General features: G+C 33.2%; 13 protein-coding genes. 12 read left to right on the plus strand and 1 reads right to left on the minus strand.

The features are described from left to right. Positions 1–225: 225 nt before the first annotated feature. From KO515_RS07905 to KO515_RS07960, 12 genes are all read left to right on the plus strand, one after another. Entirely contained in the window at positions 226–996 is a 771-nt protein-coding gene (locus KO515_RS07905; protein ID WP_179318579.1) for a DUF6090 family protein, read from the plus strand. A 23-nt stretch (positions 997–1,019) separates the two neighbouring features. Continuing rightward, positions 1,020–1,355, plus strand: a complete 336-nt coding sequence (locus KO515_RS07910; RefSeq protein WP_215935837.1) for a hypothetical protein — start codon at positions 1,020–1,022, stop codon at positions 1,353–1,355. Between the two features lie 42 nt (positions 1,356–1,397). After that, positions 1,398–2,144 carry a DUF6090 family protein gene (locus tag KO515_RS07915; RefSeq protein WP_215935838.1) on the plus strand — a complete coding sequence of 249 codons (747 nt, stop codon included), beginning with the start codon at positions 1,398–1,400 and terminating at the stop codon, positions 2,142–2,144. Between the two features lie 102 nt (positions 2,145–2,246). Then, entirely contained in the window at positions 2,247–2,957 is a 711-nt protein-coding gene (locus KO515_RS07920) for a DUF6090 family protein (RefSeq protein WP_178986584.1), read from the plus strand. Positions 2,958–3,144: 187 nt separating this feature from the next. Beyond that, on the plus strand, positions 3,145–3,891 hold the full coding sequence (locus KO515_RS07925) for a hypothetical protein (RefSeq protein WP_215935884.1): 747 nt from the start codon (positions 3,145–3,147) through the stop codon (positions 3,889–3,891). Positions 3,892–4,114: 223 nt separating this feature from the next. Beyond that, positions 4,115–4,822 carry a DUF6090 family protein gene (locus tag KO515_RS07930; protein ID WP_215935885.1) on the plus strand — a complete coding sequence of 236 codons (708 nt, stop codon included), beginning with the start codon at positions 4,115–4,117 and terminating at the stop codon, positions 4,820–4,822. A gap of 22 nt (positions 4,823–4,844) precedes the next feature. Beyond that, positions 4,845–5,561: a hypothetical protein gene (locus KO515_RS07935; RefSeq protein WP_215935839.1), complete on the plus strand. Its 717-nt coding sequence runs from the start codon at positions 4,845–4,847 to the stop codon at positions 5,559–5,561. An 80-nt stretch (positions 5,562–5,641) separates the two neighbouring features. Next, positions 5,642–6,340 (plus strand): DUF6090 family protein, encoded by a 699-nt coding sequence (locus KO515_RS07940; protein WP_215935840.1) that lies wholly within the window; start codon positions 5,642–5,644, stop codon positions 6,338–6,340. A 252-nt stretch (positions 6,341–6,592) separates the two neighbouring features. Beyond that, positions 6,593–12,166: an alpha-2-macroglobulin family protein gene (locus tag KO515_RS07945; RefSeq protein WP_215935841.1), complete on the plus strand. Its 5,574-nt coding sequence runs from the start codon at positions 6,593–6,595 to the stop codon at positions 12,164–12,166. 503 nt (positions 12,167–12,669) lie between these two features. Then, positions 12,670–13,521 carry an SH3 domain-containing protein gene (locus tag KO515_RS07950; protein WP_215935842.1) on the plus strand — a complete coding sequence of 284 codons (852 nt, stop codon included), beginning with the start codon at positions 12,670–12,672 and terminating at the stop codon, positions 13,519–13,521. Between the two features lie 60 nt (positions 13,522–13,581). Further along, on the plus strand, positions 13,582–15,930 hold the full coding sequence (pbpC, locus tag KO515_RS07955; protein ID WP_215935843.1) for a penicillin-binding protein 1C: 2,349 nt from the start codon (positions 13,582–13,584) through the stop codon (positions 15,928–15,930). A 53-nt stretch (positions 15,931–15,983) separates the two neighbouring features. Further along, a complete protein-coding gene (locus KO515_RS07960) occupies positions 15,984–16,421 on the plus strand; it encodes a hypothetical protein (RefSeq protein WP_215935844.1) in 438 nt (145 codons plus the stop codon). Between the two features lie 85 nt (positions 16,422–16,506). Here the strand turns inward: KO515_RS07960 and KO515_RS07965 are convergent, their stop codons facing one another. After that, positions 16,507–17,559, minus strand: a complete 1,053-nt coding sequence (locus KO515_RS07965) for an endonuclease/exonuclease/phosphatase family protein (RefSeq protein ID WP_215935845.1) — start codon at positions 17,557–17,559, stop codon at positions 16,507–16,509. Positions 17,560–17,695 lie beyond the last annotated feature (136 nt).

Genomic DNA, 17,695 nt, shown 5'->3' on the forward strand with positions numbered 1-17,695 from the left:
TCATTATCTGTAACAATTTAATATATTTAAACACAAATAGTTAACCAACCTCAAGAACTACCATCAACCTAATTTACTTTCAAGCTAAAGAAAGTAAATGATAACACTATTTCGCCGATTTAGGCATTATCGCAACACAATTTTGATTTTTCAAAATCAAATGTCCTGTGGACATTTGGTGAAGATAGCCGTTTACGGACTTTTTATAAATCTAACATTCAGTTTATGATTACGATTTTTAGAAAAATCCGTCAAAATTTAGTGTCCGAAAATAAGTTTTCGAAGTATCTTCTCTATGCCATCGGTGAAATTATCCTTGTGGTTATAGGGATTCTCATTGCACTAGGGATTAATAATAACAACAATTTCAATGAGCAAAGAAAAGTAGAACAAGAATATCTAACATCGCTTCAATCAGAATTTGAAACCAACCTGAATAAAATAAATACGGCTATTCAAGTCAATGAGCAGCGCATAAAAACGTTAGAAAAAATGTTGACTTTATTCAACAAAAATGTACGCGATACCATTAAGCCAGAAACCATTTCTCAGTTACTTGGCCCTATTTTTGGCAGTGATATTCAGTACACACCAACAACAGGAGTTTTAAGTGACATCATTAGTTCTGGGAAACTCAATATCATTTTAAATAAAAACTTAAGAGAAGATTTAGCTTCTTTTGAAAGCACAATAAATCATTTAAGCACGCAAGTAAATGATGCTGATTTTACACAACGAAATTTAACAAGTCTTTTCTTTAAAAACGGTAGCGCTAGAACTATTGTTACAGATTTAAATATGATTGATTTACAGTTTGAATCTATCTCTTCAAAGACAGACAACAAGGACATCTTTAATTCTATTGAATTCGAAAATTATCTAGTGGATTATTATTTGCTAGCTAAAGCCACCAATGGGCCTCGATTATTTGGCGGCATAAAATTGCAAATAGAAAACATTCTAAAAGAAATTAAACAAGAATTAGAAAACAAATAAAGCTATTAATTAAGTCGTGCATCATGAAACATAAAAAACCAGATTGGACCAAAACCGAATTACAAATTTATATTATGCTGCTTTGTGCCAATGCAGATAAAACTGAAACTGAAGAAGAATTGGAAATGATTCAAAATAGCACCTCTAAAATCACCTTTCTAAAAATGTATAAAAAATTCCATAAGCACTCAGACAAAAAACGCTTTAAAAAAATTGATGCTGTTATTCATAATCATAATTATAGCCAAATGGAACTCGCTGCCTTTAGAAGAGAAATGTATAAAATTTTCTTCTCGGACAGTAAGTTTACAATGCTGGAAGAACGTTTAGATATGACCCTAGATAATATACTTTACTAAAGTGTTATGATAAAATTTTTTAGAAAAATAAGATACAACCTTATGGAAACAGGTAAAACAAGCAAGTACTTTAAATACGCCTTTGGCGAGATTATTCTCGTAGTAGTAGGAATTTTAATCGCACTTCAAATCAATAACTGGAATGAAAACAGAAAGAATACCCAATACGAACAAAACTATCTGCAAAGAATTCTAAAGGATTTAAACAAAGATCAAGTAGAACTTGAGATGCATTTCAATACAGACACCCTAAAACTAGATGCATTTACCGAGATAATGCGTATACAAAGGACTAATTCAATTACATCAAATCAACAAGCTTACTTAACGGCTCTAAGTAAGGTTCAAGGGACCAACTGGTTTGAAGGCAACGACGTAGTATTTAATGAAATGAAATTTTCTGGTAAGCTAGCGCTAATCGCTTCAGAGGAATTAAGAGAAAGTATACAAAACTATTATAAGCAAGTAGAAGAAGTTATAAAACAAGAAAACATCTACATTGCCTTACAGACAAGTGCATATTACAGGATAAATGATTATACAGACAATGCATTTTTAAGAGAGGCTTCAATGTCACCGAGATGGAATTCAAATACTAATGAGGTAACTTATGAAGATATCATTCATTTTAATGATAATTTAAATGAAGTGCAAAAGAAAGAATTACTTAAAGATTTAACAATACTAAAAGAAAACATTTTGTACAGCAACAAAGTTAGAACTACCCTCTACGAAAAAGGTAAAGCGACAATTAAACTCATAAATGATTATTTAGAAAAGAAGACATAACAAAAGTAAAATCTCGTAGACCATTAGTTGAGATAACCGCTTGCGGAAAACATAAAAGTTAAAAACATGATTAAGTTTTTTAGAAAAATACGATACGACCTTATGGAAAAAAACAAAATAGGAAAGTACCTTAAATATGCTATCGGCGAAATTATCCTTGTGGTTATTGGGATTTTAATTGCCTTACAATTAAACAATCTCAATGATGAACGAAAAACTGAAAATTTAAGGCAAGTATATTATAAACAATTATTACAAGATTTTGATAACGACAAAGCATATATAAAAGAGCATTCTTCAAGAATAGATTCTAATATGGTAAAAATTAGAGCCTTTAAAGAAATCTATAATCAACCAAACTTACCATTAGTAAAAATAATTACTGAAACTGGAAATTTAGATTGGCAACTTAGAAGTGTTCAATTCAAATCTAATACGATAAATACATTACAGAATACAGGTGACATCAAATTAATACCACCAAGCATTAGAGAACCTTTAATCAGTTTAGATAAATATAAAGAAGAGGTAGAAAAAGCTTCTGAATACAATAATGGTGAAGCTGGTAAAGCGGGCGCAACGGCAGCTAACAGATTCGGAAGTGAAGAATTTGCATTTAAAAACATACAAAATCAGCCTAAACTATTGGAATATGTATATGAAGAAAAAAACTTAATAGAGATTCTTATTGAATTAGAAAGGAGTCAATATATGAAGGTTGAATCGGAAAAACGAAGTCTTATAAGATTTAAGAAAGTTTTATCTGATATGGAAGAAATTGAAATTCTTATTAATAAGGAATTGAAAAAATAATGAAACCACAACAATGTTTCTACTTCATTATAACCAACAATTAACCAATAAGATTCCCGCTTTCTCGGGAAATGAATATGATAAAATTCTTTAGATTATCGAAACACAATTTTGCAAAAGCAAAATCAAAGGTCTAGTAAACCTTTGGTGAAGATAGTCGCTTGCGGAAAAAATAGAAACTAAAAATATGATTAAATTTTTCAGATATATTAGAAAAGACCTCATGGAACAAAGCAAAACATCCAAATACTTTAAATATGCCATCGGAGAAATTGTGCTTGTGGTTATTGGGATTTTAATTGCATTACAATTGAACAATCTCAATGATGAACGGAAAACTGAAAATTTAAGGCAAGTTTATTATAAACAATTATTACAAGATTTTGAAAAAGACAAAAAATACATAAAAGAGGCTTCATTATCAATTGATTCTAATATGGTGAAATATAAAGCCTATAAAGAAACCTTTAATCAACCAAACCTTCCTACAATTCAAATAATTAATAATATTAGTAATTTAAATTGGTTATTTAAAAATGTTCAATTCAAATCTAACACAATTTCAACTATAGAAAACACTGGAGATATTAAACTAATACCACCTATTATTAGAGAAAAACTAATCAGTTTAGAAAAATATAAAGAAGAAACAGAAAATGTTTCTAAATACAATAATGATAGAGCATCAAAAGCAGAATTTAATGCTAGTCAAATATATGGCAGTGTAGATTTTGTGTTCAAAAATATTAAAAACCAACCTAAACTATTAGAATGGGTATTTGAAAAAAATCGTCAAATAGAACTTCTTGTAGCATTGGAGTCCAGTCAAAATAACAAAGTAAATTCGGAAAAAGGAAGTCTTATAAGATTTAAGAAAATTCTAGCTGATATGGAGGAAATTGAAATTCTTATTAATAAGGAATTGAAAAAATAATGAAAGCACTACAATGTTTCTACTTCATTATAGCCAACAATTAATCAATAAGATTCCCGCTTTCTCGGGAAATGAATATGATAAAATTCTTTAGATTATCGAAACACAATTTTGCAAAAGCAAAATCAAAGGTCTAGCAGACCTTTGGTGAAGATAGCCGCTTGCGGAAAAAATAGAAACTAAAAATATGATTAAATTTTTCAGATATATTAGAAAAGACCTCATGGAACATAACAAAACATCCAAATACTTTAAATATGCCATTGGCGAAATTGTGCTTGTGGTTATTGGGATTTTAATTGCATTACAAATTAACAACTGGAATCAGTCACGGAAAGAAAACATATTAGCGAAAAATTACTACAATCGACTTTTATCAGATTTAAAAGCTGATAAAGCGTATGCCAATAGATATATCTCAAGAGTTGATTCATCTGTAACATTATACGACAACTATAGAAAAAGCTATCATAAACCGAATTTAAGCCTTGCAGAAATTCTTAAAAATTTAGGCACAAATGACGTTTTAACATTAGATTTAGAGTTTAAAACAAAAACCATAGAAACCTTAATTAATACGGGTGATTTGCAAATATTAAACCCAAAGATAATAGAAGTAATAACTGAATATAATGGTAGCAAAAACCAGATTGAAATACTTGCTAGGGACAACAATGAAGATGTTAATGATTTGTTGAAGAATTTTGCTGACAAAGGTGGAGTTCTACTTAATATTGAGAACTTTCCTAATCAGCCAGAATTATTTAAAAAATTAGATTTTGATGATAGAATTCCAGATATGATAATAGCATTTGAATCCTACGTTACTTGGAAACAAGCTGTGAATAGAACTAGTATTAAAGGGCTTATTAAAATCAATAAAACCGCAGATTCCATTATTGAAATTATTAATCTAGAATTAAAAAAATAATGAAAGCACAAACCATTAACCAATGATAAAATTCTTTAGACACATTAGACAGCAATTACTCTCTGAAAACAAGTTCAGTAAATATGTACTCTATGCCATTGGCGAAATAGTGCTGGTCATAATAGGTATTCTAATTGCTTTAGCAATTAACGAAAATGCAAAAGACAAAAACAACTTGGAATTACGCGATTTATATATCATTCAGTTAGAAGATGAAGCCAACCGCAACCTAAATCGATTAAAAGAGCTTAAGGAGTTTACAATTGAAATGCTTAAAGAAGTTGACACTTTAGGTTACATATTATACACCAAAGATTACAATAATCCCAAATTGCCACCAAAAGCCTTTAGGCTCATGGATACAGACTACTTTAACCCATCAACGGTAACCTACGAAAATTTGAAGTTTTCTGGAGACCTAAAACTATTTGATGATTTAAACGTACGTAACGCTATTTCTGAACCTTACGAAACTTTTAATAATATAAAAGTCGTTGAAGATTTGGATTTTGATGGGTTTAGTAATTATTATAACGATTTTTTAATTAGAAATGTAAGCTTTTTTGAAATGCAGTTAACTGCAAAAAGTTATGCAAAAGAAATCCATTTTCAGAATTATATTTTAGCAAGAAAAACATCTTTAAATTTTAATAAAGAAGCCTATGAGCGATCCATTGAATCCTTAAATCAACTAAAGACCATTTTTACTGAATTAAAAAAAAGACAATTAAATAACTAATATTTAAACCGTTGCACTTTATGACCACCAACCGCTAACCCATGATAAAATTCTTCCGAAAAATCCGTCAAAACCTCATTATGGAAAACAAAACATCCAAATACTTCAAATATGCCATTGGCGAAATTATACTTGTGGTTATTGGTATTCTCATTGCACTTCAGATTAATAATTGGAATGAAGGTAAAAAAGCGAAAGAAAAAGAACATCAAGTTTTAACTGAAATTATTTCAGACTTAGACTATACACTTCAAGATTTAGACCGAGTTCTCAATAAAAGAACGAACAACTTAAATAGAACTATAAATTCGATTAATACCATAATTGATGTGCTTAAAACCGATAAACCTTATCATGATTCTTTGGCATATCATTTTAGGGCCGCTCACGCTTACGATGAGATAGATTTTAAAACCAGTGGTTATCAATCCTTAGTGTCTATTGGCACTGACCTTGTTGAAAATCCTAAGATTCGTTCAGCGATTGGTAAATTTCACACCTCTTCTATTAACGATACTCAAGGCAGTTTTGAAGAAGTACACATGGATTTTTATAGCTATATGATGGATTATTACAGAAAGTATTTCACAACAGTTATTATTAGTAATTCTATTGACAAGATGGTTCCCAATGATTTTGAAGGACTAAAAAATGACAGCGAATATATACAATCATTAAATGCCTTTTTAGGTGTTAATATCGCTTACTTCGAAACTTTAAATCAAGTCAATGATGAAGCAGAGCAATTAAAAAAAGATATAGAAAGTTATATAGAATAGTAACTTGTCATTCCGAACTTAATGAGGTATCCACAATGTATTGAAAGGATTATAACGGCTTCGCAGGTGCAACAAAATCACATTTCTTTAGTAAAACAATCTCAATTTCATTAACTCATTTGCTAACAATTCTTAACTTTAAGAACAATTTAACAATAACCTAAAGTCTAAACGTTTTAAAATTGCCGTACTTATTTAACAAGAATGTACTTACTCTTGTTTTAATCACAATTTAAAATAAAATCCATCATCATGAACATCAAAAAGCACCTCCTCCTACTCTTAATTCTCGTTTTTGTTGTGTCATGTAAAAAAACACCTGTAGAAACTGATAATATTTTTAAGTACCGAGATTACATCAGCTATACAACTTCAGGTTTAGTGTCCGTTGCCGATCCTATAAAAATCAGTCTTTCAGATACGGTTAACGGATGGGAAATCGATAAAATCCTACCAACAGAACTTGTTAAAATAACACCTCACGTTCAAGGCCAATTAAAAGCCATGAACAATCATACCTTACTTTTCACACCAGATGAGCATCTAGAACCTGCCACAGAGTACACTGTAAATGTTAAGCTAAATGACATTTATAAGAACGTTCCGAAAACATTTGAAGAATATACGTTTCAATTCAAAACTATTACGCCAAGTTTTAATATCACCACCCAAAACCTACAATCCTATAGTAAAGAATGGCAGTATATATTTGCGCAATTACGATCGGCTGATGTAATTTCACTTGCCGAAGCTAAAAAATTAGTGTCTGCTTCTCAGAATTCAAAATCATTACAATTAGTGTGGAATGACGCTGCTGAAACTTCAAAATTCTTCGAGTTTAAAATAGATAGTATCAACCGTTTAGTTGAAGATAGTAAAATTGATATCGCATGGGATGGATCTGCGATAAACGCAGAAAATAAAGGTGAAAATTTCATCATTATTCCAGGAAAAAACAACTTTACCATTGTGAATACTGAGGTTGTTCAAAGTCCGGAACAATTCTTATCACTTAACTTTTCAGACCCTTTAGTGAAGCAGCAAAATTTCGCTGGATTGGTGTCGCTTCAAGGTGTTAAAAATCCTAAATATATTGTTGATGGTAATGTGTTGCGTGTGTACCCAGATTCTAAATTGGTTGGAGATATTCAAGTTGATGTCTTTCAAGGCATCAAAAATACCGATGGTTTCAAACTGAAAAAGCCGTTTTCAGAACCGGTAACCTTTGAAGAATTAAAACCTGAAGTCCGACTTATTAGCAACGGCAGTATTCTTCCAAATTCAAATGAATTAAAATTCAATTTTGAAGCCGTTAACTTGAGTAAAGTCGATGTGAGAATCATTAAAATATTTGAAGATAATGTCCTTCAATTTTTACAAGATTACGACCTCAATAGTGGTGATCAATATGCTATTAAAAAAGTAGGACGACGCATCGTTAAAGAAACCATCACCTTAATACAAGAAGAGCATCAAAACACAGGAAAATGGAAAGCCTACAGCATCGATTTATCTAAATATCTGAAAGCAGATCCTGGTGCGATTTACAGAGTAGAGTTAAGTTTTAAAAAGGAGTATTCGCTTTATGATTGTTCCTCAAATGCAGAAACAACAAACATTGATGACGATGATTACTACGACGATTATTACGAGGAAGGCGACTACGCTTCTGAGGAAAGTACTGAGGAAGAAGAAGACTTACGCGAAGAACGCTATTGGGACAATTTAACCTATAGCTACAGAAACACCAATTACCGTTGGAGAGATAGAGACAATCCTTGTACCGAATCTTATTTTAATTACGGCAATCGCGTGGTGTCTCAGAATTTAATCAGTTCAGATCTTGGTATAATTGCGAAGCAAGGTGCCGATAACACGTATGTATTTGCGGTGACTAATATTTTAACGACAAGTCCAGAAAGCGCTACAAAAATCACCTTATACAATTACCAACAACAAGAATTAGCCGATGGCATTACCAATAAAGAAGGCATGCTAAAAATCGATGCTAAACACAGAGCCGCTTTTGCTATTGCGACCAAAGGCAGCAACGTGAGCTATATCAAATTACACGATGGTATGTCTTTATCATTGAGTAAATTCGATGTGTCTGGTAACCGATTACAACGTGGACTTAAAGGCTACATCTATGCAGAACGTGGCGTTTGGAGACCTGGAGACAGTTTGTTTTTAACCTTTATGTTGAATGACGTTGCGAATAAACTACCAAAGCGTCATCCTGTAAAATTAGAAATCACAGATCCTGTTGGAAAATTGGTATACAGAAAAATATCGATAGACAACCTTAATAATTTCTATGATTTCACTGTACCAACCTCAACCGATTACAAAACCGGAAATTATAACGCAAAGGTTTCTGTTGGAGGAGCTACATTTTCAAAAGGCTTAAAAATTGAAACCGTAAAACCAAACCGATTAAAAATAAAAATAGATTTTGAAAATGATATTTTAACCAATGACAAACCGCTTCAAGGTGACTTAAACGTGACGTGGTTACATGGTGCACCAGCGAAGAATTTAAAAGCTGAAATAAAAGCAAAATTCACATCAACGTACACCAGTTTTAAAGGCTATAAAGATTACGTTTTTAACGATCCTACACGCACATTTAATTCTGAAGAAACCAATGTGTTTGAAGGTAATTTAAACGCAGACGGAAATGCAACTATCAATTCAAAATTGAATATTGGTAAAAATGCCCCAGGTATGTTAACGGCTCAATTCCTCGTAAGAGCTTTTGAAAATGGCGGTGATTTTTCACTAGATGCCTTTACCATGCCTTACGCGCCTTACGAGAGTTTTGTCGGGTTACAATCACCAAAAGGCAATAACTACGGCTCCTATTTTACAGATGAAAATCACACCTTTGATATAGCAACCGTAACTGCGCAAGGCAAACCTATTAAAAGAGAAAAGCTAGAAGTTAAAGTCTATAAAGTCGAATGGCGTTGGTGGTGGAATTCCTCTTATGATAACCTATCGAGCTACGTGTCCAGCAATTACCACAGACCTGTTCAGACGTTTTCTGTGAATACAGATGCTAACGGAAAAGCGAATTTCAAATTGAAGATTCCAGAAGACGAACGCGGACGTTACTTAATTAGAGTTGTAGATCCTGTAAGCGGACATGCTACAGGAAGAACGGCTTATTTCTATAAAAACTGGTGGTCTTCAAATCCTTCAAGTGATAAAGAAGCGGCTAAAATGTTAGTGTTTTCAACTGACAAAGAAAATTATAATGTTGGAGAAACTGCCAAATTAACCTTCCCATCAGGTTCAGAAGGCAGAGCTTTGGTAAGTATAGAAAATGGTTCGGAAGTATTGCAACAGCAATGGGTAAAAACGAAACCAGGTGAAACGACTATCGACATTCCTGTAACTTCAGAAATGGCACCAAACGTCTTTATCAACATTTCATTATTGCAACCGCATGCGATAACGTCTAACGATTTACCAATTCGTTTGTATGGAGTCATTCCGATGATGGTAGAAGATCCAGCAACCAAATTAGAACCTCAAATTAAAATGCCAGATGTTATTAGGCCTGAGCAATCTTACGAGATAAAAGTATCTGAAAAGCATAACAAATCTATGACCTATACCATAGCGGTTGTAGAAGAAGGCTTGTTAGATTTAACACGTTTTAAAACACCAAATGCTTGGGATAGTTTCTATGCACGTGAAGCTTTAGGTGTAAAAACTTGGGACATTTTTGATGATGTTATTGGAGCGTATTCAGGAAGTATTGACCAAGTATTCGCGATTGGTGGTGATGGTAGTGCAGCTGCAGGAAAAAACAAAAAAGCCAACCGTTTTAAGCCTGTAGTGACGTATTTGGGCCCTTTCCTTTTAGATAAAGGTCAAACGAAAACACATCAACTTAAAATGCCAAATTATATTGGTGCAGTAAGAGCTATGGTTGTGGCAGGAAACAACGCCACAGAAGCTTATGGAAGCGTCGATAAGTCTGTTCAGGTGAAACAACCTTTAATGGTTTTAGCCACGTTACCACGAAAATTGAGTCCTGGTGAAAAAGTGACATTACCTGTAACAGTTTTTGCTATGGAAGACAAGGTTAAAAACGTGAATTTATCCTTAAAATTAAGCGATGGTATTACTGTAAAAGGAAACGCGACACAATCTCTTTCATTCGATAAGCCAGATGAAAAAATGGTCTATTTTGAACTGGATGTCACCAAAGCAAAAGGCATCAATACCGTTGAAGTTATTGCGACAGGACACGGCGAAAAATCAACCTACAAAGTTGAAATCGATGTGGAAAATCCTAATCCTTTTACATCGCGTATTATGGATTATGAATTAGAAGCCAATGCCACTAAAAACATCGACGTGACCACCTTTGGAGTTGCAGGAACAAATTCGGCAACGGTAGAATTTTCAACCTTACCACCAATGGATTTCACAGGGAGATTACAATATTTAGTTCGTTATCCTCATGGGTGTTTAGAACAAACCACCTCTGGAGTATTTCCGCAATTATTTTTAGCTGATATATTTGACTTAACAGCTCAAAAGAAAAAAGAGATCCAAAGTAATATTGAAAGTGGCATCAAACGTTTAGGGAATTTCCAAAAAGCCAATGGAGGTATGAGTTATTGGATGGGAGAAAGCACTGCCAATGATTGGAGCACAAGTTATGCTGGCCACTTTATGATTGAAGCGGAGAAGAAAGGCTTTGTTTTACCATTAACGTTTAAAAGCAATTGGATTGCCTACCAACAGCAAGCGGCTCGAAACTGGAGACCGAGTTATAAAATCTATCATTCCGATTTAGCACAAGCGTATCGATTATATACCTTGGCTTTAGCTGGAAGTCCAGATTTAGCAAGCATGAATAGATTGCGTGAGTTTGAAGAAATCTCAAACGAAGCCAAATGGCGATTAGCAGCAGCCTATGCTTTAGCGGGACAGAAAGAAGCGAGTGATGCCATTTCAAAAACGGCAAATATTAATTTTCAGCCACCAAGATCTAACTATTACACCTATGGTTCAGTAGACAGAAACAGAGCCATGGCTTTAGAAACCATGATTATCACTGGCAATCCAAGAGCTAAAGACTTAGCAAAATCTATTGCTAAAGATTTATCGAGTGATAACTGGATGAGTACGCAAACCACAGCCTACAGTTTATTAGCCATGGGGAAAATGGTGATTAAAAATGGCGGAAAAGATTTAAAACTTTCCTACAGTATAAATGGTAAATCAGAAACTATAGATACTAAAAATGCCATTGCGCAACGCAGTATTCCGATTGCTGATGGCAGCAATCAAATTACGATTAACAACGCTAAAGATAATTTGGTTTATGTACGCATTTTAAACTCTGGTAAATTGAAATTAGGCGAAGAATTAGCGGAACAACGTGGCTTTAGTATTTCAACAATTTATAAAGATTTACAAGGCAACAGAATTGATGTTAAAACACTACAACAAGGGCAAGATTTTGTAGCGACGGTAAGCATTTCAAACTTAACCAATGATTATGTACACGATGTAGCGTTAACGCAGATTTTCCCTTCAGGTTGGGATATTGTAAATACTAGATTTACAGATTTTGGAGATACAATGGTCAGTCAAGCCAGATATACAGATATTAGAGATGACCGCGTGAATTTCTATTTTGATATGAATGCCAAGGGAAAATATGGCACTAAAACCTTTACCGTTTTATTAAACGCATCCTACTTAGGCACCTATTATTTACCAGGCTCACAAGCTGAAGCCATGTATGATAATGACTATTTGGTGAGAAATAAAGGGGAATGGGTAACGGTTGAGAAATAATACTAGGACCTGCATTGTAGGTCTTAATCAACCCAATTAATAATAATAATAATAATACCTACAAGGTCAAAAGAAGACCTTGCAGAATAAGTCAACACAAATCTCGTCAGTTCGAGTGATTCTGACTTTTTCGTCAGAATTGTATCGAGAACCATACAAATTAAAATGTTTCTCGATACAAATTTCAAGCTCAAAAAAGCTTAAAATTCACTCGAAATGACAACAGTATAAAAACAGAAACTACTGAAACTAGTTCAGCATAAACTAAAACTTGTCGGTCGACAGACAAGAATCCTAAAATACTATTTAGGTTTTGAATTCATTTGAAGTATAAAATGTAAATTTTTTGTAATAAACGAGGCATCAAAATCAAGCATAGCCATAGCTATGGTTGATTTTTATAACAAAGTGCAGTGCAAAAAAGAATATTTTTACCGAATAAATACAAGGTGTAAATGGTATCAAAAAACCGCTATTAATGTTTAACCCAAAAACAAAAAATTATGAACAATTTAAAACAGATTTTAGCGATTGTAATGTTATTAAGTGTAACAGCAGTAACAGCTCAACAAACGGCATATGTTGCCGCAGAAAGTGGATTATCTCTTAGAGACCAACCCGACGTCAACGGAAAAATGTTAAGCAAATTGGCGTACGGACAAGCCATAGGTGTATTAGAAAAAACTAATAATAAACTTGTAGTCCTCGATGGTGGTAAAAAAGTCAGCGGCGAATGGGTAAAAGTTAAAACCCGAAACCATATTGGTTATGTGTTTAATGGCTATTTATCGTCAACAAAAATTGCTAAAACTATTCGATTGGACTTAGATAAATTGAATATTGAAATAAAAAAACTAGCCACAAGCGACTACAAAAGAACACACAATTTAAAACAGCAAGATTCCACAACAATCAATGTGGACATAGGTGCATCACCTGAAAGAAAACAAATTGTTTTAGTTGATAATGATTATAAACATGTGAGCATTTTTCAACGTTACGAAAACAGCATTTCATTTATGAGTGCAGATGCGCAATGTGATGCTCAAGATTGGAAACATTTTGATTTGGAATGGAAACCACTAAAGCAAATAACCGCTAATACATTTGAAACTTTAGCCTATACAGAAAACGATTGGAAGCACTTTATTGATACCTCAATTGAAGATTTAAAAGCGGAAGTTATTGACCAATGCGGAGAAGATTGGTTAAATTATTTTAAGACCATAAAAAAGGTAAAGAACCATCCTGTTAGTGTTGCTACAAATCGTGTATTTCTTAAAGTTATATTGACAGATTTTGAAGACAATATTACTGAAAAGATTATTGAATTTAAAATCCCAAAAGATTCTTAAGACACCTAAAGATCTGCAAGATTTAAACCATCTTGTAGGTCTTTTTTTAATATTAAATCGTTGAACTTAATTAACCATATAAAACGTAATAAAATAAAATGGACAATAGTCGCAGTACTTGTTGTGGCTTATTATATCTGTTTGCCAAAAGAATTATTTAAAGACCCTACAGCAACTGTAATTACAAGTGAGTCCGACGAATTATTAGGAGCTCTAATTGCAGAAGATGGGCAATGGCGATTTCCGGTAAGTGATAGTATCCCAGAAAAATTTAAGGTTTGTATTCTTCAATTTGAAGATGAATACTTTTACAACCATCCTGGATTTAATCCAATTTCCATATTTAAAGCCTTAAAAGATAATTTGAGTTCTGGTACTGTAAAACGAGGCGGCAGTACAATTACACAACAAGTCATTCGACTATCTCGACAAGGACAATCGCGGACCTATATTGAAAAATTTAAAGAATTGATTCTAGCGACACGTTTAGAATTTAGATTGTCTAAAGATGACATTTTAAACCTTTACGCTAGCTATGCTCCATTTGGAGGTAATGTAGTTGGTATTGATGCCGCGTCTTGGCGTTACTTTAACCGAAATGCGTCAAATTTATCTTGGGCCGAAACTGCCACTTTAGCGGTTTTACCCAATGCACCAGGTTTAATTTATCCAGGTAAAAATCAAAAACTACTGTTAGATAAGCGCAATCGCTTGTTGAAAAAACTTTATGATAATGAAACTATAGATAAAATAACTTATGAGTTATCTATCGCTGAAGGCCTTCCCCAAAAACCATATCCACTACCTCAAATAGCTCCACATTTATTACAAAAAATAGCTAAAACACATAAAGGAGAACGGATAAAAACGAGCATAAAAATCGATTTACAAGAACAAGCTAACGCGATTGTAAAACAACATTATGATTTATTGAAGCAAAATGAAATACATAATCTTTCCGTTTTAGTTTTAGATGTAAAAACAAGAGAAGTTCTCACTTATATAGGAAATTCACCGACAGACAAAACACATCAAAACAGCGTAGATATTATTGATAAACCCAGAAGTACAGGTAGCATATTAAAACCTTTTTTATATGCTGCGATGCTTGATGCTGGCGATTTATTACCAAACACTTTAGTAGCAGATGTGCCCACACAATTCGGTAGCTACCAACCTGAGAATTACAACCAAACCTACGACGGAGCAGTACACGCCAATGAAGCCTTATCACGCTCGTTAAATGTCCCTATGGTTCGCATGCTTCAAGAATTTGGGCTCGACCGTTTTTATCATTACCTCAAAGCACTTAAACTTAAAGACTTAAAATACAATGCAAATCATTACGGATTGTCCTTGGTGCTTGGAGGTGCAGAAAGTAACCTCTGGGATTTATGTAAAAGTTATGCTGCCATGGCATCGACTTTAAATCATTTTAACGCTAATTCTAGTCAATATTTTACAAATGAATTTTGTGAACCGATATATAATTCTAATCAAACAATTGACTTCGGAACACTTACCTCCGAAAAAGAAGTTTTTGATGCCGCTTCTATCTATCTCACCTTTGAAAGCATGAAACAGGTGAACCGACCAGAGAGCGATGACAGTTGGGAATACTATGATTCTTCACAAGACATTGCATGGAAAACCGGGACCAGTTTTGGATTTAGAGATGCTTGGGCCATTGGTACTACAAAAGATTATGTGGTTGGCGTTTGGGTTGGTAATGCTGATGGCGAAGGCAGACCAGGTTTGGTAGGTGTGCAAACTGCAGCACCAATTTTATTTGAAGTTTTCGACTTACTGCCAAAAAGCGATTGGTTTGCTAAACCCTATGATGAAATGCTTGAGGTGAGTATCTGTAAAAAAAGTGGTTATAGAGCGTCTTCGGTTTGTGATGATACAGAAATGAAATACATACAAGCCAGTGGTCAGAAAACGGGACCTTGTCCGTTTCACAAATTGGTACATTTGGATACTTCAAAACGTTATCAGGTAAACTCGTCTTGCGAAGCTGTTTCAAACATTACAACGACATCTTGGTTTATACTTCCTCCTTCACAAGCCTATTATTTTAAAACTAAAAATCCGTATTATAAAGTATTGCCTCCTTTTAGAGCAGATTGTATAGAATCATCTGGAATTTCTATGGAATTTATTTACCCTCATCAGCAAAGCATTATCTATCTACCCAAAGGATTTGATGGTAAAACCAATGAATTAATTTTAAAAGTAGCCCATTCGAAACCTGAATTAGAATTGTATTGGTATATTGATGAACACTACATTGGACTCACTAAAGATATTCATGACATGGCAGTTTTACCCAGTCCTGGAGAACATATGATTACGATTACGGATGAACTTGGAAACACCCTGAAACATAAAATTACGATTTCAGAGTAATCACATTCACTCGTAAATCCCTATTTTTGCAGAAATAAATCAACTTATTACATATGGAAATTGTTCAATTTATACATTCAAAATGGGCTTATCTCGTTTTATTAGTTTTAGTCCTTGCAACATTTAACGCACTTATTAAATTTTTTGGAGACAAAGAATTTGACGCCAAAGATTTTAGAATTTCATTGTTCGCGTTAATTACAATGCATATCCAATTGTTAATTGGTATAGTATTGTTTTTCATGAAAGACTATTTTTCTGTAATTGAACAAGTTGGTGGCATGGGAGAAGTAATGGGCAACAAGGCTTTACGAAACTTAATTGTTGAGCACCCTCTAACGATGATTATAGCCATAACTTTAGTCACTATAGGCTATTCAAAACACAAGAAGAAATTAACATCTAAACCAAAATTTAAGATGCTAGCTATATTTTATACGTTGGCTTTAGTATTAGTTTTAGCTAAAATCCCATGGAGCCTTTGGTTTTAAACTTCAAATTTTGATATAAAAAAAGCGTGTAGAATTAGTTCTACACGCTTTTTTTATTATTCAATTGAATGCCTTAATTGTGACGCTATTCTTCTTTAATTAAATAGATATATACCGGAAAGTGATCACTATACCCTCCCGAAAGTCCTGCATCAATCATTCTTAAAGGATACCCTTTATAACGTCCTTCTTTATTTGTTAAATACGACTTATTAAAGATGCCTGCCTTATAAAATCTAAATGAAGAATAATCTTTTTCTAAAAAAGGTTGTGTAAACGCAATCATATCAAATAAACTCCAAGCATCTCTATAACCTGTTGTACCAAGCCCCATTTTTTTGTATTGGTTTTCATAAGGGTTATAAATGCCTTTTAATTTTACATCTTCCTTATCAGCCTCAGTTTTTAAGGCCTTTTTCATACTATCATTAGTTGGGTTATCGTTAAAATCTCCCATTGTAAGAACTTTAGCGTAAGGATCTATAGATTGTAAAGAATCTATAATACGCTTGTTTAATTTTCCGGCTGCAACACGTTTAAACCTACTTCTTGCTTCACCTCCACTTCGTGATGGCCAGTGATTAACAATCACATGTATTAAATCTCCATCTAATTTACCACTAACTAATAATTGGTCTCTAGTATAAACACGTTCTCTTGTTGAATCGTCATAAATAAGTAACTCATGCGAGCTTGAATCAATAGGTTTGAAGAGGGCTTTTTGATAGAGTAACGCAACATCAATTCCTCTTTTATCTGGTGAATCAAAATGGATAATACCATAATCCTTTTGTAACAATTCTGGCTCGTTAACTAAATCTACTAGCACTTGTCGGTTTTCAACTTCAGATACTCCAATAATTGCAGGGGTGTTCTTTGTGTCGGCATGACCAATATCTGCTACGACCTTTGCCATATTATGAAGCTTTCTCTTATAAGCTTCTGCTCTAAGAGATTCATTCAATTCCATAATAGGACTTGCCTCATCATACTTGGTAGTATCATTGATGGTGTCAAATAAATTCTCTAGATTATAAAATGCTACTGTATGAATTTTATACTTTTTCTTTTCCTGAGCATTAACACTCATTAATACCAAAACAAATAATACTAATAGAGGATGTTTAATTTTTTTCATTGAGTCGATGTTATATTAACATTAATTACTTTACAAAACTTAAGCCAAAAGTAGATATTTATTATAAATAATGTAAATTTGCGAGCCTTAAATAACTTTTATTTAATGCACAAAGACAATTAACATTAAAATTAGG

This window comes from Winogradskyella psychrotolerans (genome assembly GCF_018860545.1).
GTDB lineage: Bacteria > Bacteroidota > Bacteroidia > Flavobacteriales > Flavobacteriaceae > Winogradskyella > Winogradskyella psychrotolerans_A.